The organism is Nocardioides sp. Root151 (assembly GCF_001427925.1).
Classification (GTDB): domain Bacteria; phylum Actinomycetota; class Actinomycetes; order Propionibacteriales; family Nocardioidaceae; genus Nocardioides.
This window is the reverse complement of record NZ_LMGG01000005.1, coordinates 77,719-97,914: the sequence shown is the minus strand read 5'-3', so window position 1 is coordinate 97,914 and position 20,196 is coordinate 77,719. Positions and strand designations below refer to the sequence as shown.

General features: G+C 70.9%; 14 protein-coding genes. 9 read left to right on the top strand and 5 right to left on the bottom strand.

The window, feature by feature from the left end; translation table 11 throughout:
• Positions 1-108: 108 nt before the first annotated feature.
• Complete coding sequence (locus tag ASD66_RS15565) at positions 109-2,694, top strand: OmpA family protein (RefSeq protein ID WP_056683217.1); 2,586 nt, start codon at positions 109-111, stop codon at positions 2,692-2,694.
• 25 nt (positions 2,695-2,719) lie between these two features.
• Here ASD66_RS15565 and ASD66_RS15560 read toward each other — a convergent pair whose 3' ends face one another.
• Positions 2,720-3,463 carry an IclR family transcriptional regulator gene (locus ASD66_RS15560; protein ID WP_056683214.1) on the bottom strand — a complete coding sequence of 248 codons (744 nt, stop codon included), beginning with the start codon at positions 3,461-3,463 and terminating at the stop codon, positions 2,720-2,722.
• A gap of 103 nt (positions 3,464-3,566) precedes the next feature.
• Here ASD66_RS15560 and ASD66_RS15555 point away from each other — a divergent pair, with 103 nt between their 5' ends.
• The 3 genes from ASD66_RS15555 to ASD66_RS15545 all read left to right on the top strand — a co-directional run bounded on the left by ASD66_RS15555 (position 3,567) and on the right by ASD66_RS15545 (position 8,971).
• Complete coding sequence (locus ASD66_RS15555) at positions 3,567-4,541, top strand: helix-turn-helix domain-containing protein (protein ID WP_056891539.1); 975 nt, start codon at positions 3,567-3,569, stop codon at positions 4,539-4,541.
• Between the two features lie 128 nt (positions 4,542-4,669).
• Positions 4,670-8,518 (top strand): S8 family serine peptidase, encoded by a 3,849-nt coding sequence (locus ASD66_RS15550; protein WP_056891538.1) that lies wholly within the window; start codon positions 4,670-4,672, stop codon positions 8,516-8,518.
• Between the two features lie 27 nt (positions 8,519-8,545).
• A complete protein-coding gene (locus ASD66_RS15545) occupies positions 8,546-8,971 on the top strand; it encodes a DUF3592 domain-containing protein (protein WP_056683205.1) in 426 nt (141 codons plus the stop codon).
• Between the two features lie 24 nt (positions 8,972-8,995).
• On the opposite strand, the gene ASD66_RS15540 is transcribed toward ASD66_RS15545, so the two are convergent.
• Positions 8,996-10,186 (bottom strand): MFS transporter, encoded by a 1,191-nt coding sequence (locus ASD66_RS15540; protein WP_235530124.1) that lies wholly within the window; start codon positions 10,184-10,186, stop codon positions 8,996-8,998.
• 104 nt (positions 10,187-10,290) lie between these two features.
• On the opposite strand from ASD66_RS15540, the gene ASD66_RS15535 reads away from it, so the two are divergent.
• Positions 10,291-11,130 (top strand): PhzF family phenazine biosynthesis protein, encoded by an 840-nt coding sequence (locus ASD66_RS15535; RefSeq protein WP_056891537.1) that lies wholly within the window; start codon positions 10,291-10,293, stop codon positions 11,128-11,130.
• 51 nt (positions 11,131-11,181) lie between these two features.
• Complete coding sequence (locus ASD66_RS15530; RefSeq protein WP_056891536.1) at positions 11,182-12,159, top strand: helix-turn-helix transcriptional regulator; 978 nt, start codon at positions 11,182-11,184, stop codon at positions 12,157-12,159.
• A 72-nt stretch (positions 12,160-12,231) separates the two neighbouring features.
• Here ASD66_RS15530 and ASD66_RS15525 read toward each other — a convergent pair whose 3' ends face one another.
• The 3 genes from ASD66_RS15525 to ASD66_RS15515 all read right to left on the bottom strand — a co-directional run bounded on the left by ASD66_RS15525 (position 12,232) and on the right by ASD66_RS15515 (position 16,387).
• Positions 12,232-14,328 (bottom strand): M4 family metallopeptidase, encoded by a 2,097-nt coding sequence (locus ASD66_RS15525; RefSeq protein ID WP_082563972.1) that lies wholly within the window; start codon positions 14,326-14,328, stop codon positions 12,232-12,234.
• A gap of 137 nt (positions 14,329-14,465) precedes the next feature.
• The gene (locus tag ASD66_RS15520; RefSeq protein WP_056685085.1) at positions 14,466-15,122 is read right to left on the bottom strand and encodes a response regulator transcription factor; all 657 of its coding nucleotides are present in this window, start codon (positions 15,120-15,122) and stop codon (positions 14,466-14,468) included.
• Entirely contained in the window at positions 15,104-16,387 is a 1,284-nt protein-coding gene (locus tag ASD66_RS15515; protein WP_056891535.1) for a sensor histidine kinase, read from the bottom strand. The genes ASD66_RS15520 and ASD66_RS15515 overlap by 19 nt, the downstream gene beginning before the upstream one ends.
• Positions 16,388-16,495: 108 nt before the next feature.
• On the opposite strand from ASD66_RS15515, the gene ASD66_RS15510 reads away from it, so the two are divergent.
• From ASD66_RS15510 to ASD66_RS15500, 3 genes are all read left to right on the top strand, one after another.
• Positions 16,496-17,260, top strand: a complete 765-nt coding sequence (locus ASD66_RS15510) for an ABC transporter ATP-binding protein (RefSeq protein ID WP_056891534.1) — start codon at positions 16,496-16,498, stop codon at positions 17,258-17,260.
• The gene (locus ASD66_RS15505; RefSeq protein ID WP_056891533.1) at positions 17,257-19,173 is read left to right on the top strand and encodes an FtsX-like permease family protein; all 1,917 of its coding nucleotides are present in this window, start codon (positions 17,257-17,259) and stop codon (positions 19,171-19,173) included. The genes ASD66_RS15510 and ASD66_RS15505 overlap by 4 nt, the downstream gene beginning before the upstream one ends.
• A 105-nt stretch (positions 19,174-19,278) precedes the next feature.
• A complete protein-coding gene (locus ASD66_RS15500; RefSeq protein ID WP_056683188.1) occupies positions 19,279-20,193 on the top strand; it encodes a sulfite exporter TauE/SafE family protein in 915 nt (304 codons plus the stop codon).
• Positions 20,194-20,196: the final 3 nt, after the last annotated feature.

The window sequence follows — 20,196 nt, the reverse complement described above, 5'->3', positions numbered from 1 at the left end:
TCCCCTATTTTGGGTATGCGGAGCGCCGCTTCGGTGCTCGATGAATGGGTGTGGGGACACATGAACCGGCTTGCTCGAACTGTTTGCACACTCCTTCTTCTGGCCCTCGTGCCGGTGCTCATCGGAGGCCAGGCCACGGCAGCACCTGCCGCGCCGGATCCGGACAGTCCGTCGCTGATCACGCCACTGCCCGACATCCCTGACACGGTCGGCACCGACTTCTGGGTGGCCTTCCCGGACCTGCCGGGCTACCCGCTCCAGACGCGGGTCTACCTGTCGCCCACCAGCGACGGCACCGTCACCGTCGCCGACCGCGCCGGAACCGTCCTCGCCACCGTCCCGGTGACGTCCGGCACGGTCGCCCAGGTCGATCTGCCCTCCGGGCTGATGGTGACCTCGAACGACGGCGTCGAAGCCGCCGGTGTGAAGGTCACGTCGACCACGCCGATCTCGGTCTACGGCGCGCTGATCCACCCTGCCGCGTCCACCGGCTTCCAGGCGACCCCGGTCGATGCGCTCGGCACGTCGTACCGCGTGCTGAGCTACACCCAGAACATCGGCGGCTTCTCGAGCCGACTGACAGTGATCGGGTCGGCCGACGACACCGACGTGACGATCACGCCCCACACCACGGTCGGTGCCCGACCCGCCGGTGTGCCCTTCACCGTCACCCTCGACAAGGGTGAGACCTACCAGCTCGGCACGTCCGGCGACGGCCAGGACGTCACCGGCACCACCGTGACGGCCACGGCGCCGGTCGCGGTGTACGGAGGCAACGCATGCGTGAACATTCCGACCGGTTCTCCCGCGTGCAACCCGATCATCCAGCAGCTTCCGCCGACCTCGGCCTTCGGCACGGAGTTCATCTCGAACCGGTTCGCGACGCGGGCCAAGGGCGACACCTACCGCGTGCTGGCCGACCAGGACGGCACCGTCGTCACGATCGGCGACACCCAGGTCGCCACGCTGAACGCCGGCGAGTTCTACGAGGCGGTCCTGCCTGACGGTGCGACCGCCCCGGGCAACGACGCCGTGGTCATCAAGACCAGCAAGCCGACCCTGGTTGCCCAGTTCGGCAACGGCTCCGGGTACGACAACTCGGCGGGCGACCCGCTCATGGTGCTGGTCACCCCGATCGGACAGCACCTCACGGCGTACACCCTGGCCACACCCGACATCGTCTCGTCGGGCGCAGGAACGCTGCCGTGGATCAACGTGCTGGTGCAGACCCGCGACCTCGGGGCCCTGACCCTCGACGGGACGCCGGTGGATGCCGCGCAGTTCAACGAGGTCGCCGGGACCAACTACTCGGTGGCCCAGCTCAGTGTCAGTCTCGGCCAGCACTCCCTGAGCGCTCCGCACCAGTTCGGCGTGCAGGTCTATGCCTGGGGAAGCTACGACGCCTTCGGCTACTCGGGCGGCGCCGCGCTCGCCCCGATCGCCGACGCGCCCAACCCGCCGGTCGCCGACCCCCTGACCTCCGAGGCCATCGGGGCCCAGTCGGCCACCGTCGCCGTCGGCGAACAGCAGGAGGTGCGCCTGCTCGACGGGGTCACCCTCACCGACAGCATCACGATTCCCGGGCAGGGCACCTACGAGCTCGACAGGCCGACCGGCGTCATCACGTTCACGCCGCTGTTCGGGTACGCCGGTACGCCCACCCCCGCGACGTACCGCATCGTCGACGCATGGAACCAGCAGGCCGAGAGCACCTACACGCCGACCGTCCTGCCTCCGGCCGGGCCGGTCGCGTCGCCGTTGACCACGTCGGGGACCGGCGTGCAGTCGGTGGCGCTCACCCCGCCGACCGGCGGATCGGTGACGCTCGTCGATGCCGGAGGTGTCGAGACGACCACGGTCTCGGTCCCCCAGGGCACCTATCTCCTCGACACCGCCACCTCCACGGTCTCGTTCGTGCCGGACGCCGGGAAGACCGGCCGGGCGACAGCCGTGAAGTACCGCCTCATCGACGCCTACAACCAGACCGCCGAGTCGACGTACACGCCCACCGTGCTGGGCACTGTCGTGCCCCCGAACCCGGGCGCGGACAACCCGCGGGCCACGCTCCGGCTGCCCGGCTTCACCAAGGTTGCGTCCGGTCGGACCGCCCGGGTGCCGGCGACCTGCGTCGTACGACGTGCCACGACCCGGTCCTGCACGGTGACGTTGTTCGCCAACGTGGGTGGCACCCTCACCCGCGTCGGGCACGGCCAGGCGAAGGGCAGGAACGTGACGGTCTCGCTCAACGCGGTGGGCCGTGCCGTGGCCGCCACACCGGGCGGCAAGGTCCTCCAGGGACGCATGGTGCTGAGGACCACGAAGGGCAAGACGCTGCGTGACCGTGCCTCGACCCGGGTGGTCAGCAAGCGGTTCACGCTGCTGCGTGCCCCGTCGTTCTCCGTGTCCGGACAGTCGCTGCGCAGCTCGGATGCCGCCTATCTGCGCGCGGTGGGCACGAAGGTCGGACGGGTGACCACCGTGATCTGCACCGGCTTCACCGACAGCCAGGGCTCGGAGGCCTACAACCGCGGCCTCGGCCTGCGCCGCGCCAAGGCGGTCTGCGATGCCCTGCACCTGCCCGGCCGGGTCCGTACGCAGGTCGTGACCCTGGGTGAGCGGCAACCGGTCGCCGACAACGGCACCAGCAGTGGTCGCGCCCGCAACCGCCGGGCCACGGTGACGCTGGTCTACTGACGGTCCGACCGGTCGCAGTCGGCCTTCACCCGCGCAGTCGGACGGTCAGGATCTGCGCGGTGCGGCGCACCTCGTCGACGTACGCCTCGGAGGACTCCGCGCCCGGGTGGGTGATCGCGACGCCCGCCACCGGGTAGTCGTTGTGGTCGAGCACCGCCGCGGCGACGCTGGCGAACCCCGGGGTGACCTCGCCGTCCTCGGTGGCGTGCCCGCGTTGGCGGGTCTCCTGCAGCACGGCCGTGAGCTGGCGCGGACCCGACGGTCCCTTGCCGTGGCGGTCGACGAACGCGGCGCGGTCCGGGTAGGCGGCGCGCACCTGTGCGGCGGGCAGCGCGGCCAGGATGGCCCGGCCGCTGGCGGTCAGGTGGGCCGGGAGCCGTACGCCGACGTCGGTGACCAGCGGCGGCCGGCCGGGTGCCCGCTCCTCGATCACGTAGAGGACGTCGCGGCCGTGCAGCACCGCGAGGTGCGCACTCTGGCCGGTGCGGTCGACGAGCTCCGCCAGTGGGCGGCGCGAGATCCGCTGCAGGGGCGCCTGGCGGGTGTAGCCACTGCCGACCTCGAAGGCGGCAACGCCCAGCCCGTAGCGCCGCTCCTCGGCCAGGTGCGTCACGAAGCCCTCGTCGATCATCGTGTTGACCAGGTGGTACGCCGTGCTGCGGGGGAGGCCGACGCCGGTGATGATGCGGTCGAGCGGCACCGGACCTGGCTGCGCGGCAAGGAAGCGCAACACCTGGAGGGTCCGAGTGGCTGCTGGGACCTGGCTCATCGGGCACTCCTTCCGCGCGCGATTTAATGACGTGGACTCCCGCGAGCCCGGCACTAGTGTGGAGCATCCAGCCACCCACCCGGCCACGTGCGAGGCAGGAAGCATGCTCGAAGCTCTCGGGATCAGCGCCGAGGAGACCGCCGTCTACCGCGCGGTCGTGCGGCTCGGCGAGGCCAGCCTGATGGACGTCAGCACCACCGTCGGCCAGGAGGTCACCGACGTGGGGGCCGCGATCGGACGGCTCGAAGCGCTCGGCCTGGTCAGCCGGGACCCCGACGACCTCGTGCGCGCAGTGCGACCCGACCTGGCCATCGACGCGCTGGTGGCCGAGCGCGAGGGCGAGCTGCAGCGCGCGGTGCTGGCGGCCCGGTCGATCGCGGACGAGTTCCGGGCCGAGCAGCGCGAGGAGCCCAGCTACGGAGTGGCCGACATCGTGCGCGGTCGCTCGGCGCTCCAGGCACGCTATCGACAGCTGCAGCTGGGCGCCCGTGAGGAGGTGCTGACCTTCGACCGGCCGCCGTACGTCTCGACGCTCGGGGTCAACGAGGACGAGATCGAGCACCTCACCCGCGGCGCCCGCAGCCGAGGCATCTACGACACGGCTGCCTTCGACGTGCCCGGGCAGCTCGACTGGCTCGCCGCCGCGGCCGACGCCGGCGAGGAGGCGCGCGTGCTGGCCGGGCTGCCGTTGAAGATGTCGATCGCGGACCGCCGGGTGGCGCTGATCCCGTTGACGATGGACGCCGAGTCGGTCGGCTCGACCGGCCTGCTGATCGGGCCGTCGGCGTTGCTCGACGCGCTGGTGATGCTGTTCGAGGCGTTGTGGGAGCGCGCCGTACCCCTCGAGTCGGCGTTCGGCGGTGACGCACCCTCCGCCACCGGGGCGGCAGAGGGGCACCTCGTCGACCTGCCCCTGCTGACCCTGCTGACCGCGGGCCTGGGCGACGACGCGATCGCGCGGCAGCTGCAGGTCAGCGCCCGCACGGTGCGGCGCCGGGTCGCGGGACTGATGGACCTGCTCGACGCCCGCAGCCGCTTCCAGGCAGGGGTGCAGGCCCGGGCACGCGGCCTGGTGTGAGCCCCGGCTGAGCCCGTCGGCTGGCCGATAGTGGCGATGTCCGTTCTGGCCAGCGCACGGGCCCCCACGGCCCGCCCGCCGCCCCTAATGTCCTCGACATCGCACCTGTCGATCCGAGGAGCTCTGCCATGCGGGGAACGCAGTTCTGGCGCACCACCATCCTGGTGCTCGTCGTCGGCCCGGTCAGTGTCCTGGGCCTGGCTTCGGCCGGCTCGGGCGCCGTCGGTGCGGCGCGGGCCCCCGGACCGGACCTGCAGGAGACCGCGTCGTCGGCGACGGTCACCCTGGTCACCGGAGACGTGGTCCGCCTCGACACCGCGCCCGACGGCACCCAGCACGCCACCGTCGTACGCCGCGTCGACCCGCGCGGCGGCTATCACACGTTCACCTCCGGGGGAGACGTGCACGTCGAGCCCGGGCCGGCCTCGACGCTGATCGCGGCCGGGCGCCTGGACCCCGAGCTGTTCAACGTCAGCTCGCTCGTGCGCCAGGGGTACGACGACGCCCACCGGGCCACGCTCCCGGTCATCGTCGAGTACACCGCGGCCGCGACCGACCGGGCCCCGCTGGCCCGGAAAACCGCTCCTCGGGGCGCCACCAAGGACCGGGTGCTCGAGAGCATCGACGCGCTCGCCGTCTCGACCGCCAAGGCGCATGCCGAACAGTTCTGGGCTGACGTGGCCGGCACCGTCAGTGGCAGAGGAAGGGCACCAGCGCGACTGGCCACCGGGTTGGCCAGGGTCTCCCTCGACTTCCGTGTCGAGGCCACGCTCGACCGCAGCACTGCGCAGATCGGAGCACCCGAGGCCTGGGAGGCCGGGCTCGAGGGAGACGGGACCACGGTCGCCGTGCTCGACACCGGCATCGACGCGACGCACCCGGACTTCAGCGGTCGCATCGGCGCCACCCGCGACTTCGCGGAGACCGGCTCGGTGAACGACCTGGCCGGACACGGCACCCACGTGGCCTCGATCGTCGCCGGCTCGGGGGCGGCCTCCGACGGCGCCTACCGTGGCGTCGCACCGCACGCGAACCTGATGATCGGCAAGGTGCTCAACGACTCGGGGGCGGGTGCCGCGTCGTGGGTGATCGACGGCATGGAATGGGCCTCGTCCAACGACGCCGACGTCGTGAACATGAGCCTGGGTGGTCCGGTCACCAAGGGCGACGACCCGATCAGCCGGGCAGTCGACGAGCTCACCCGCCGGGACGGCACGTTGTTCGTGGTCGCCGCCGGCAACGGCAGCATCGGTCAGCCCGGCACGATGGACGTGACCGCTCCCGGGGCGGCGGCAAGCGCCCTGACCGTGGGCGCCGTCTCGCGCACCGACTCGAAGTGGTCGGGGTCGCGCAACGGAGTCATGGGCGACGGCGCCCTCAAGCCCGACGTGATGGCTCCGGGCATGGGCATCGTCGCCGCCCGCGCCGCCGGCACCGGGTCCGGCACCTCGCCGTACACCTCGATGACGGGGACCTCGATGGCCTCGCCCCACGTCGCCGGCTCCGCGGCACTGCTCCTGCAACAGCACCCCGACTGGACGCCGGTGCAGGTGAAGGCGGCCCTGACCTCGACCGCCCGGCCGACCACGTCGGGCGACGCGTTCGACCGTGGCGCGGGCGTCATCGACGTCGGTCGTGCCTCCCGCCAGGACGTGTACGTCGACTCCGGCATGCAGTTCATGGGCTACTTCGCCCGGCCGTTCGTCGACGGGCAGCTGACCTCCGACAAGCAGCTCAACTACACCAACACGTCGGACCAGGACGTCACCCTCGACCTGTCCACGACGCTGGTCGAGGACCACGGCGACCCGGTCGACGGCGACGTCCTCACGGTCACGCCGGCGACCTTGACGGTGCCGGCCGGTGGGCAGGCACACGCGACCGTGCACGTGGACGTCTCCGAGGTCGAGGCCGCCGAGTTCTCCGGCCTCGTCGTCGCCTCTGGTGCCTCGGGTGCTTCTGGCGCCGAAGGGCTCGAGCTGCGGACCACGATCGGCTTCCTCAAGCAGGACGACACCGTCGACGTGACCTTCCGGGCGGTCGACGCGCATGGTCGCCCGGCGACGGCGAGGCTGCGGGCCACGCCGTACCTCGCCAAGGACAACCGCTACTACCCGGACAACATCTACCTGACCGGCGACCAGACCGAGTGGACCCTGCGGCTGCCCGAGGGCGAGTACAACCTCTTCGGCCTGATCACCACGTTCGACGCCAGCGGTCGGTTCGTCGAGGAGCAGAGCATCGTCCACGACCCCAAGGTGTCGGTGCAGGCACCCAACTCCACGGTGACGCTCGATGCCCGCAACGCCACGCCGGTCGAGGTGCGCACGCCACGCACCTCGACACCGCGCGAGCTCACCATGAAGTTGCAGCGAGGCGAACCCGGCACCAACCTGGCGACCTCCGACGAGTGGTACTGGAACTACACCGACGGCGAGCCCTCACAGGTCTCCGTGGCGCCGACCGAGCACGTCGACGACGCCCCCTTCGCGCTGCTCTCGCAGTGGGAGACCGGCGTTCCGCTGCTGACCTCGGAGGTGACCGGTCGCGGACACCACACGGTGAACGCCGTGCAGGAAGGTGGGCCGGCGATCGACGGCAGCCGGACGCTGCGCGTGGTCGACGCCGGCCACGCCACCGCCTCCGATCTGCGCGGCCTCCGGCTGGCGGGATCGGTGGCACTGGTGCAGGAGTCCGCGACCATGACCTGGGCCGAGCAGGTGCGGGCAGTCATCGAGGCGGGCGCGCCGATGGTGATGCTCTACTCGGCCGAGGACGGCGTGTTCTATCCGTGGGTCGGTGGACCGATACCGGTGCTCGCGGTCGACCGGGCAGAGGGCGAGAGGCTGCGTGGCCTCTCACACGGCCACGCACCGACCATGCTCCGGCTGACCGGGACGCCGCGGACGCCGTACGCCTATGGCCTGACGTTCGTCGAGCAGCAGGAGATCCCCCGGCATCTCGAGTACGACGTACGCGAACGCGACCTGGCCACGATCTCCTCGCGTTTCCACACCACCGGCACCGGCGAGCGCGGGTGGCGCCTTCGCTACGGCTCGTGGGCACCCTGCGCGTGCAGCACCCCGACGGCCACCGACTACGTGCCCGAGCTGGGCTACACCCGCACCGAGTACGTCACCGCCGACCCCGACACCTCGACGTACGCCGCCTGGCAGTTCCTCTACAACATGCCCGGCGACCTGCTCTTCGCCAGGGACCGCACGGTGTTCCGGCCGGGGCAGAAGGTGACCGAGAACTGGCTCGCCGCCCCGCTGTCTCCCGGCATCGCGAACAACACCGCGACGCCGTACAACTGGAAGATGCTCAACGAGCGCACGGCGGGTGGGCAACTGCGCTTCGACCTGGCCGGGCTGACCGACTCGGCCGGCCACTGGATGAAGGGACTTGCCGGCAGCGCGGAGTCACTGCGCCTCTATCGCGGCGACGAGCTGCTGCTGGAGCGCGCCGGCACCCTCGCCGGGGGCGTCGCGGTGCCCGGCGAGCGGGCGACCTACCGCCTGGAGGCCGACACCGAGCACGACGGCACCGTGCTGGGGCTCTCGACGCGGACCCGGAGCGTGTGGACCTTCGGCTCGGCCGGGAACGGTGCCCAGCAGGTGCTGCCGCTGCTCGACGTCGACTACCCGGGGATCACTCGACGGGACAGCCCGACGCCGGCGCTCGACCTCGAGAACACGGGAAGGCCAGGGGAGGAGGTCACCCTGCACCTGAAGGCCACGCACCAGCGTGGATCGGGGGCCGGGGAGATCGGCACGATGGCGGTCTGGGTGTCGTACGACGACGGCGCCACGTGGACCGCCGCCCCCACGCGGGCCCTCGGCGACGGCGAGTTCGCTGCGGACTACCGGCACCCCCGCCACGGGGAGTTCGTCTCGCTCAAGGTGCGCGTCGGAGACCGGGACGGCAACACTCTCGAGCAGTCGCTGGTCCGTGCCTACCGACTCGGTGGGCGGTGAGTCCGGGCAGCCTGCGAGGCTTCCGCCATGACGATCGCGCAGGTGTTCATGGTCCTCGTGCTGGCGTTCTTCGTGCTGGTCGCGGTGATCGCGGCGCGCCGCTTCCGCGCGCATCGCACCCGCCTGCGCGACTGGGTGCCGGCGGAGGCGACGGTGGTCGGCGCCGAGCTGGTGCAGTCGTGGAACGGCAACGACAACCAGCGGCGCTACCTGGTGACCTGGCGCTACCGCACCCCTGACGGTGTCGAACGGGACTCACCCGGCCGTGACCCGATGTTCTCCGCGCCGGTGATCGGCAGCGTGATCCCGATCCGCTACGACCCGGCCGCGCCGGAGCAGTCGGCCTGGATGCCGCCGATGGGCACGCCCCAGCTCGCGGTCTACGGATGCCTGGGCGTGCTGTTCGTGGTGCTGGCGATCTTCTTCGCGTTCTTCGCCAGACTCATCCTCTGAGTCTTCTGCGGCCGAGGCGTGCGCTCAGCTGAGCGCACGCTCGTCGGCCACCGGCACCAACGCGATCGCGACCAGCGGGAAGAGCGCGGACGTCGCGAAGGCCGCGGCGTACCCCCACTCGGTGATCGCCAGCCCGGCAATGGGGGGTACGGCGGACGCGGCGAGGAACTGGGCGGTGTTCTGGATGCCGAGTGCCCGGCCCGACCAGAACGGTCCGGCGCGTTCGGCGACCGCGGTGAACGCCAGCCCGTTGTCGGCCACGGTGATCGCGGTGGCCAGGACCATCAGGCCCACGGCCACCGACCAGTCGGCACCGGAGGTCAGGCCCAGGAGCAGCATGCTCGCCGCAGCCCCCATCGCGACCCACCGCAGGGGCCGCATCCGACTGCCCACGACGTCGGAGAGGTGCCCGACCGCGATCCGCCCGAACGCGCCCACGAGCTGGGCGATGGCCACCAGCGTGCCGGCCGCCGCGGGTGACCAGTCGCGGTCCTGGACCAGCCAGACCAGCGCGAAGGTCCACACCATGAACTGCGGCACCACCAACAGCACCGACACCCCGTGGATCCGCGACAGGTAGCCGTCGGCGGCATACGGGTTGGGCGCGTCGCCGACCCGACGCTCGGGACGTGGCGGGTCGATCACCACGGCCGCCACCACCAGCAGGGCCAGGCCACAGGCGATGCTCGGCACCAGGAGCGCGGCCGCGATGCCGTGCCGGTCGGCGATGACGGCGATGCTGATCGCCGCGACGCCCACGCCGACGGGTTGGGCCATCTGGCGAATGCCCATCGCCAGGCCGCGCCGCCCCGCCGGGAACCAGCCGACCACCACGCGTCCGCTGGCGGAGCTGGTGGACGCGGCGGCCGCCCCGGCGAAGAACAGGGCCACGGCGAGCAGGACGCTGCTGTCGACCAGCACGGCGGCGATGCCGGCGACGGTGGTGCCGGCCAGTCCGGAGAGCAGCACGAAGCGCTCGCCGAAACGGTCGACGACCAGCCCCCACAGGACCAGGGTCAGCATCACGCCGATCGTGGGCGACGCCGCGACCAGGCCGGCCCGGGCCAGGCTCATGTCGCGCTGGTCGTGCAGCACCGGGATCAGGAATGCGGGACCATGGATCATCACGGCGCCGGCGGCCTGTGCGACTGTGCTGGCCGCGAGCATGGCCCAGCGGCGTACGTCGGAGATGTCGGTGGTGGACGACTGTGTCACCCACCCAGTGAACGTCACGGTCCAACGGCGGACCGTTTGATTCTCGAAATGTGGACGAAAATGTCTTGGAGTGCGAGACGGCTGCGACCTCCTAGGCTGACCGCATGACGACGTACGACTTCTCCCAGGTGGACGTGTTCGCGCCGGCTCCGCTGACCGGCAACCCGGTGGCGGTGGTGCACGACGCCACCGGCCTGACCGACGAGCAGATGGCCGCCTTCGCCCGCTGGACCAACCTGTCCGAGACGACCTTCCTGCTGCCGCCGACCGACCCGCGCGCGGACTACCGGTTGCGCATCTTCACGCCCTCCGCCGAACTCCCGTTCGCGGGGCACCCGACATTGGGCAGCGCCCATGCCTGGTTGGAGATTGGCGGTACGCCGGCCTCGAGCGAGATGGTCGTCCAGGAGTGCGGCATCGGTCTCGTCGAGCTGCGTCGGGACGGCGACGTGCTGGCCTTCCGAGCTCCCGGGTTCCTGCGCTCGGGCGAGGTGGACCAAGACACCCTCGACCACGCGCTGAGTGCCCTCGGTGTGGCGCCGGAGAGGGTGCGCGCGGTCAACTGGATCGACAACGGGCCGGGCTGGATGGGCCTGCTCCTCGACAGTGCGGACGACGTGCTGGCGTTGACGCCCGACTACGCGGCGATCGGGGACCTCGACCTCGGGGTGATCGGGCCGCACGCCGAGGGTGGTCCGGCCGACTACGAGGTGCGCGCGTTCTGCCCCGAGCTGGCCGTGCCGGAGGACCCGGTCACGGGTTCCCTCAACGCCGGGTTCGCCGTGTGGCTGATCGGTGCCGGCCTCGCGGCGTCGGCGTACACCGTCAGGCAGGGCACCGCCCTGGGCCGCTCCGGCGACGTGCGCATCACCACCGATGAGTCCGGTGACCAGTGGGTCGGCGGTGCCGCCAGGACGCTGATCAGGGGAACCTTGACGCTCTGACCCGACGCTCCGGCGGGTGCACGAACCGGACATGTGGTGTAGGACACTGCTATGGACTCTCGGGTAGTACCGTCGCTGTCGCCGCTCGCCGAACCGATCTACCAGGCCGCCGTGAATCTCGGTGATGCGACCGTGAGTGAGATCGCCAGACACGTTGCCCTCGACGACGGCATGGTCCGGCCCGAGATCACGGCTCTCGAGTCGGTCGGACTGGTCGAGCTGTCCGGCGGCAGTGTCCGGGCGCTGGCCCCGCAGCTGCCCCTGGAGCGCCTGGCGCTCGAGCACGCAAGGGCGATCGACGCCGCGCGGCTGACCGGCTCCGTGCTCGCCGAGATCTGGACGCGAGCCGCCAACCGGCAGAGCTTCGTCGAGATCGTCACCGACGAGTGCGCGATCAACACCGTGGAACGTGAGCTCATGGACGACGCCGTGACCTGCGTCGACGCCCTGTGCATCGGACCGGTGGCGCCCAGGCGGCTGCCGCCGGGCATGCAGATCCCCGAACCCACCGTGCATCCGGGATTCCACGAGGCGATCGACCGAGGCGTGAACGTGCGCGCCCTCTACGGCGTCAGCGTGTTCAACGACTCGCTCGGGTTCGCCGCCGTCCAGCAGTGCATGGCAGCGGGCGAGGAAGCGAGGGTGTTCTCGAACGTGCCGATCAACCTGACCGTCTTCGACCGGAAGCGCGGCTACCTCTCGGTGCCCGGAGAGGTCGGGTCGCGCCGCGCGCTCGTCGTCGTCCACGAGTCCGGCCTGCTCGACGCGATGGTCTCGATCTTCGAGGGCTACTGGCAGATGGGCGTGCCCCTCGGGGCCGAGTCCGACGTGCACGATCACGGCGCGAGCGAGGCGGAACGCCAGCTGCTGGCCTACCTTGCGGCCGGCCTCACCGATGAGGCGATCGCCCGCGACCTCGGCATCAGCGCCCGCACCCTGGGCCGACGCATCTCGCGACTCGAAGAGGTGCTGGGCGCGCGCAGCCGCTTCCAGCTGGCGCTGCAGGCCAGCCGGCGCGGCTGGCTCTGACAGGCCCTTGTGGCCACCGAGCTGCCTCGGCGACCACAAGGGCCTTGGGGTGTTCTGTCAGGGAGTGTTGCCTCAGAAGTTGGTGGCCACGTCGTCGATCACGAAACTCGTCTGGAGCGAGGAGTCCTCGGTCGCCGCGAACTTCAGCGTCACGTTCGTGCCCTTGTACGCCGACAGGTCGATCGACTTCTGCACGTACGAGCCCTTCGGTGTCGACGCGTTCGAGTAGCTGTGCTTGGTGACCCCGTTGATCTGCACGGTCGCCTTGTCGTACGGCGTGGAGGTCGAGCCCTCGGACGTGTCGATCCGGATCCAGTACGTCAGCGTCGGGGAGGACGCGCTGGCCGGGACGGCGAAGGTCTGGGACTCGTTCTCGGACGCGGTCTGGCCGTTGCCACCGAGCCACAGCTTCCACGTGCCGGAGTGTGCCGGACGTCCGCTGTTGTTCGTGATGGGTCCGGTGGTGCCGGTCCAGCCGGTCTGGCCGGACTCGAACCCGCCGTTGGTCAGCGTGCCGCCGGGAGGCGGGGTGGTGCCATCGCACTTCTCCGTGCCGGCCGGGACGGAGATGGCCGTGAACGCCGCCTCGACCGCCTTGCACTCCGCGGACGTGGCGCCGTACAGGTCCTTGGCGGACTTGATCGCTCCGGTGCGAGCCGCGGCGTAGTTGCTCTGCGAGGTCAGGTACGTCGACAGGGTGCGGTACCAGATCTTCTCGGCCTTCTGGTGGGTGATGCCGGAGACCGCGGGGGCACTGCCACACACGGGTGAGTTGTAGCTGACCCCGTTGATGGTCTTGGCGCCCGATCCCTCGGCGAGCATGTAGAACCAGTGGTTCAGCGGCCCCGAGGAGTAGTGCGGGTCCAGGCCGCCGAGCGTCGACGACCAGCAGTCGCGCGAGGCACCGTCCTTGGAGGGCTTGTCCATGTAGCGCAGCGGAGTGCCGTTGCCACGGATGTCGATCAGCTCGCCGATCAGGTAGTCCGGCACGTCGGAGGCTGCGTTGGAGTACCACTCGACCGCGGTGCCGAAGATGTCGGAGGTCGCCTCGTTGAGGCCACCAGCCTCGCCCGAGTAGATCAGTCGTGCCGTGTTCTCGGTGACGCCGTGGCTCATCTCGTGGCCGGCGACGTCGAGCTCGGTCAGCGGGGCGGCGTTGTTCACACCGTCGCCGTAGGACATCTGGCTGCCGTCCCAGAACGCGTTCGACATCTCGTCGGCGAAGTGGACCCGCGAGGGTGCGCCTCGGCCGTCGTTCCAGATCCCGTTGCGGCCCAGCTGCGTGCTGTAGTAGTTGAACGTCTTCGTCGCGCCGTAGATCGCGTCGACGGCCGCCGACGCACGGTCGGTGTAGGAGCCGTTGCCCCACACGTCGTCGGCGTCGAGGAACAGGTCACCGGCCGGGCCCTGGCCCGTGTTGGGGTCGCCCTGGTTGTGTACGTCGGTTGCCGTGTTGCCGTGGGTGTCGCGCATCTCGAAGCCACCGCCCGTGTGGGTCCGGGTCTCGATGGTGACGTTGTCGAGGTGGATGCCGTGTCCCTCGCCGGTCTTGATCTCGTCGTCGGTGGCGAGCACCGCGCCGGTGTCGGCGTCGACGTACGTGTGGAGTCGGGTCGGGACCTTGTCTGCCCGGATGCCGGTGGTCAACACGTCGTACGCGAGCTTCGGGCCCTGCGCGGTCACGAAGACGACGAGCTCGCCTGCCGAGGCCTTCTCGCCCTTGGTGGCCTGTGCGGTCGCCAGCCCCTTCGCCTTCGCGGTCGCGCTGCTCACCTTCGGGGAGAACGACGCCGGCGTCACGGACTTCCGGCCGAAGTTGTAGGTCACGTCCTTGATCGAACCGTTGGCGGCCTTGTGCGACACGAAGTCGCCGCCGATCACGCGCAGGCCGTTGACGGTGCGCTCGTAGCGCACGTGGGTGGCGCCGTTCGCGTCCTTGATGACCGACCTGACGGTCAGCTGCTCACCCGAGGCGAGGCCCAGTGCGGACTTCGCGGCGGCGGTCTTCGACTGTTCGGAGGCCTTGAGGCTCGATGACTCCTGGGCCACCGGGGTGGTCCTGTCGCCTGCGGCAGAGTGTTCGGCCGAGGCGGGTACGGCGGGAGCGATGGCCAGGGCCAGGGCGAGCATGCCGCCGGTGGCGGCGAGCCCGGACTTGATGGGATGCACGAACATTCTCCTTCGGACGTGGCCGGCGTCATTGCCGGCGCGGGGCGTCACCGAGTGTTGCCGCGCGGGAATGCGACCGGAAGGCCTTGGGCTGGCACAGATCGGCAGCGCCGAATCCGGTCACCCGCGCAGGGACATCACCCGCGGAGGTAGGTCAGCACGGCCGAGACCCGGCGGTCGCTGCCCGGCTCGAGGTCGAGCTTGGCGAAGATGTTGCCGACGTGCTTGCGGACGGCGGCCTCGCTCACCACCAGCTCGCCGGCGATGCCGCCGTTGGTGCGCCCCTCTGCCATCAGGGCGAGCACTTCGCGCTCACGCGCGGTGAGGCCCGAGAGTGGCCCGTCGTCGCGCCGTCGTCCGAGCAGCTGCCTGACGACCTCGGGGTCGACCACCATGCCGCCGTCAGCGACCCGGTCGAGGCTCTCCAGGAACTCGCGGACGTGGCCGACCCGGTCCTTGAGCAGGTAGCCGGTGCCCCCGCTCCCGGTCGCCTCGAGCAGTGCGGAGAGGTAGGCGTCGGCGACGTACTGCGACAGCACCAGGATGCCCGTCTCCGGGTGTTCGGCACGGATGGTGGCGGCCGCCCTCAGCCCCTCGTCGGAGTGGCCCGGCGGCATCCGGACATCGGTGATCACCACGTCGGGTGGGTCGTTGTGCACCCAGGCCAGCAGGGCCTCGGCCGTGTCGACCGCCGCCACCACTTCGTGGCCACCCCGCTCGACGATGCCGACCAGTCCTTCGCGCAGCAGGGCGAGGTCCTCGGCGATCACCACCCTCAGGGATCGATTCGGCACGGGCACTCCATCCTGATCTGCGTCGGGCCGCCCGAAGGGCTGTCCACGCCCAGCGTGCCACCGAGCGCGTCCAGCCTGGTGACGAGACCGGCGAGACCGCTGCCGCGGCCGACCGCGGCGCCCCCGACACCGTCGTCCGCGACGGTCAGCACGAACTGCTCGCCCTGGATCCAGCCGGTGATCCGGCAGCTCCGCGCGTCGGCATGGCGGGCCACGTTGGTGAGCGCTTCACTGACCACGAAGTACGCCGCTGCCTCCACAGGGGCGGGAAGTCGCCGGGGGAGTGCGATGTCGACCGACACCGGCATCGGCATGCGATCGGCGACCTCCCGCACCGCGGCCTCGACACCGAGGTCCACGAGCACCCGCGGGTGGATGCCGCGCACGGCCTCGCGCAGGTCGGCCAGGGCCGCCTCGGCCTCACCGTGTGCCTGCCGCACCAGGTCGAGCGCCGGGCCGTCGGGCACGTCGAGCTCGGCCCGGCCCAACGTCATGGTCAGCGCGACGAGGCGTTGCTGCACCCCGTCGTGGAGGTGCCTCTCGATGCGTTTCCGCTCCGTCTCGAAGGCGTCGACCAGGTCGAGTCGCGAGCGACGCAACGCACCGACCTGTACCTCGAGCTGTGCGTCGGTGGCACCCAGCAGGATCCGCGCCAGCGCGGACTGGCCAGCAGCGACCGCCGTCAACGCGTAGGCGAACACCACGTACGCGACCGGTACGCCGACCAGCGTGATCGGCAGCGCTTCCAGCGGCGTGTTCGCCTGCCACATCAGGACGTTGACCTGGTCGAACCGGGCCAGCAGGGGGCTGAGCGCCAGGATCACGGTGATGAGGACGGCATTGACCGACAGCACCAGGTCGATGACCCACAGGAGCACGGCGAGCAGCACCGTGTAGCCGAGCTCCCGACGCGGCACCTCCTCCCGCCTCCGTTGTCGGAACCAGGCGCGCACGCCCTTCCCGACGATCGGCGGGTGTGGGCTCGGCACAAGCGGCTGCCCCGGCGCCATCAACCGCAGGCGGCGTCGCTCGAGCGTGCCCACCACGGCACCCATGAGTGGCAGCGAGGCCAGCACGAACAGGCCGATCACCAACAGGCTGGTCACGATCCCGACCAGGACGAGCGCGATGAAGACGACGAGCGCGAGGAGCCCGGTGAGGGACGAGCCCGCGAGGTAGGCCCAGGAACGCCACGGCCATGACGACGTCAGGAAGCGCAGGGGGTTCCCGGCCAGGGCTGCCCAGGCAGTCGTCGGTCGGCGCATGGGCCGAGCCTAGGGGCCCTGCGGCACTCGTGTCGGTAGCGCAGGCGCTACCCCCGACCTCTCGCCCGGGCCATCGTGCGGGCCCAGGATCCCGGATTGGCTGGACGCATGACCCAGACCAGGATTCCCCCGCAGAGCCTGCCGACCCGCGCCCACGCGGTCGTCATCGACGGCATCACCCGCACGTACAAGTCCCGCGCCGGGACGGTCGATGCCCTCCGCGGCGTCACGCACGCCTTCGCCCCGCAGACGTTCACCGCGATCATGGGGCCCTCGGGCTCGGGCAAGTCCACCCTGCTGCAGTGCGCGGCCGGGCTGGACCGGCCCACACGTGGTCGCGTCGCGATCGGCGGCATCGACCTGGCCGGGCTCTCCGAGGTCAGGCTCACCGAGCTGCGGCGTGAGTCGATGGGTTTCGTCTTCCAGGCCTACAACCTGCTACCGGCACTCACCGCGTACGACAACGTGGCCCTCCCGTTGAAGCTGGCCGGTCACCGGCCCACACGGGCGCAGGTGATGGGGGCGCTGGCCAGGGTCGGCCTCCAGGACCACCACCGTCGACGTCCGCCCGAGCTCTCCGGCGGACAACAGCAACGGGTGTCGATTGCCCGCGCCCTGGTGACCCGCCCCGAGGTGGTCTTCGCCGACGAGCCGACCGGTGCCCTGGACCGCACGACCGGGCGACAGGTGCTCGAGCTGATGCGGGCGACCGTGGAGCGGGACGGTCTCACCGTCGTCATGGTGACCCACGACCCGGTGGCCGCGTCGTACGCCGACTCGGTGCTGTTCCTCGAGGACGGCCGACTGGTCGGCGACCTGGCCCGGGCGGACGCCGCACAGATCGCCGCTGCGATGAGCGAGCTCGAGCGATGATGCTGTCACTGAGCCGCCAGAACGTACGCCGCAACCGGGCGCTCTTCGCCGGATCCTTCGTGGCCCTGGGCCTCGGCGTGGCCCTGATCGCCCTCAGCACGATGCTGATCTGGTCGGTGGAGGAGTTCACCGCCACGGTCGACCCGGCCGACGAGGAGCTCCTGCTGGCGCTCGACGACACGATGGCGATGCTCGGTGTGGTCGCCGGCTTCTCCGGATTCATGGCCATCTTCATCGTGGCGAGCACCTTCGGGTTCGCGGTCACCGCACGCCAGCGTGAGCTGGGGCTCCTGCGGTTGATCGGCGCCACGCCCCGGCAGGTGAAACGGTTGGTGCGCGGGGAGTCGCTGGTCGTCGCGGCGGCGGCAGCTGTCGCCGGCTGTGTGCTGGGCTGGCTCCTGACGCCGGTGGCGCTGTGGGCGATGAACCGTCGTGGACTCGCGCCCGGGCAGATCCCCCTTGCTGCTCCCTGGTGGCCGATGGTGATCGCGGCCGGCGTCGGAGTCTCCGTCGCCTTCGTCGGAGCCTGGATCGCGGCCCGACGAGCCGCACGGATCCCCGCGATCCAGGCGATGCGGGAGGCCTCCGCCGAGCGGTCCAGGATCGGCATCGGGCGGGCGCTGACCGGCCTGCTCTGCCTGGTGGGAGCAGTAGTCATGCTGGTCGGCATCAGGGCCGGCAACGCCGAGCTGGCCCTCGCGCTCTCCATCTTCGTGCCGCAGCTGCTCGTGATCGGCCTGGTCTGCGTCGGGCCCCTCCTGATGCCCCTGCTCGTACGGCTGCTCACCCTCGGTCTGCGCGGCAACGTGCTGGTGGCCCTGGCCCGGGAGAACGTGCTCGCCATGCCACGCCGTACGACGTCTCTCGCGGCGCCGATCCTGGCCATCTCGGGGATCGCGGGGACGGTCATCCTGTCGCTCAGCTTCGCCGCGGACTGGGACAACGGGGTCACCAGGCAACAGCTCCAGGCGCCGGTGGTCGTGACCGGCGGCGACGAACGGACCGGCGAGCAGCTCGCCGCACGCGACGACGTCGGGGTGGCCGACACCGGACTCCTCGTGCCGATGGGCATCGGTGCCGATGGTCTCGAGTCGGGCGACACCGCCGAGGGCATCGACCCGGAGGCTGCGGCTGCCGGGCGAGGAACCAGGGCCCACAGGGGCGATCTCTCGGCGCTGACGGGCAAGAGCATGGCCGTGAGCCGCAGCTTCGCCTGGGATGCCGGGGTGTCGCTCGGGGACGTCGTGCCGGTCACCTTCGGCGACGACGCCAGGCTGGAGCTGACCGTGGTCGCCGTCGTCGACGATGCCAACACCCTTCAGGAGTCCGTGCTGGTGCCGCGCCGCCTGGCGGAGGAACACGGGGGACAGGGCACGGGCACCTGGTTCGTGGACCCAGCGAGCGGCGTGACTCCCGCGGCCATGGTCAGCGACCTCTCACGGGACCTTCCGGACGCGGAGGTGCTGGCGTCGGAGCAGTGGGTGGCCGACCGCGACGAGGAAACCCGGGCCAACAACGTGCTGAGCATGGTCGTGGTCCTCGGCCCGAGCGGGGTGTACGCCGCGATCGCCATCGCGAACACGCTGCTGATGGGCAGTCTCCAGCGACGTCACGAGTTCATCGCGACGCGTCTGGTCGGCGCCACCGAACAGCAGGTACGCCGGCTGGTGGTGCTCGAGGCGGGTCTCGTCGCGGGTGTGGCACTGCTCCTCGGAAGCCTGATCACCGTGGGGGTGGCGGTGCTGCTCCGCGCGCCGATGACCGACGGTCTGCACGACGTACCCCTGACGATTCCGTGGGGCAGCCTGCTGTCGATCGGGGTCTCCTGCGTGGTCATCGCGGTGGTTGCCGCGGTGGCACCGGCACGGGCCATCCTGCGCGGGGCCTCCCCGGCCCAGGCCGCGGCAGGCTGAGCCGATCGGCGCGTCGATTTGACGTGTACCAAGGTGATAATTTCTACTGGTCTACTATATAAACAAAGCCAATCACCTTGATCCACTATCGAAGGGACTCCGGCAATGCGGAAACTCCTCGTCCTCGGCGTCGTCGGGCTGCTTGCGCAGCTCATCGACGGCTCGCTCGGCATGGCCTACGGCGTGACCTCCTCGTCGCTGCTGCTGGCCGCGGGTGTCGCCCCGGCTGCCGCGTCTGCCGCCGTCCACTTCTCCGAGATCGGCACGTCGCTGGTCTCCGGTGCCTCGCACGCGAAGTTCGGCAACGTCGACTGGCGCACGGTCGGCATCCTCGCCGTACCGGGATTCGTGGGAGCGTTCGCTGGAGCCACGTTCCTGGTCAGTCTCGACGGTGACGCGGCCAAGCCGATCGTCGGCGGGATCCTGCTGGTCCTCGGTGCCTACGTGATCTGGCGATTCCTGGTGCTCGGCGGTCGCCGTCCGCAGTTCAAGGAGCGGCCGTCGGTCGCGTTCCTGGCCCCGATGGGACTCTTCGGTGGCGCGCTCGACGCGATCGGCGGCGGTGGCTGGGGTCCGGTGGGCACGACGTCGCTGCTCTCCTCGGGTCGCCTCGAGCCGCGCAAGGTGATCGGCTCGATCGACACCTCGGAGTTCGTGGTCGCGGTCGGCGGCTCGCTCGGCTTCATCCTCGCGCTCGGCTCGTCGGGCATCGAGTGGGGCTACGCCGTGGCGCTTCTCGCTGGTGGCGTCGTGGCCGCCCCGATCGCCGCCTGGCTCGTGCGGGTCCTCCCCGCCCGCGTGCTCGGCGTGGCCGCTGGTGGCCTGATCGTGGTCACCAACGCGCGCACGATCCTCGAGTCGCTCGGCCTCGAGACCTCCACGGTCTGGGCGATCGTCGCGGGCCTGGCCGCGGCCTGGATCAGCGGCATCGTCTGGGCCGTCAAGCAGGAGCGCCTCGCTCGTGAGCAGCTTGCCGCCGACGCCGACGCCGACGCCGACGAGGCCCTGGCTCCCGCCTGACCA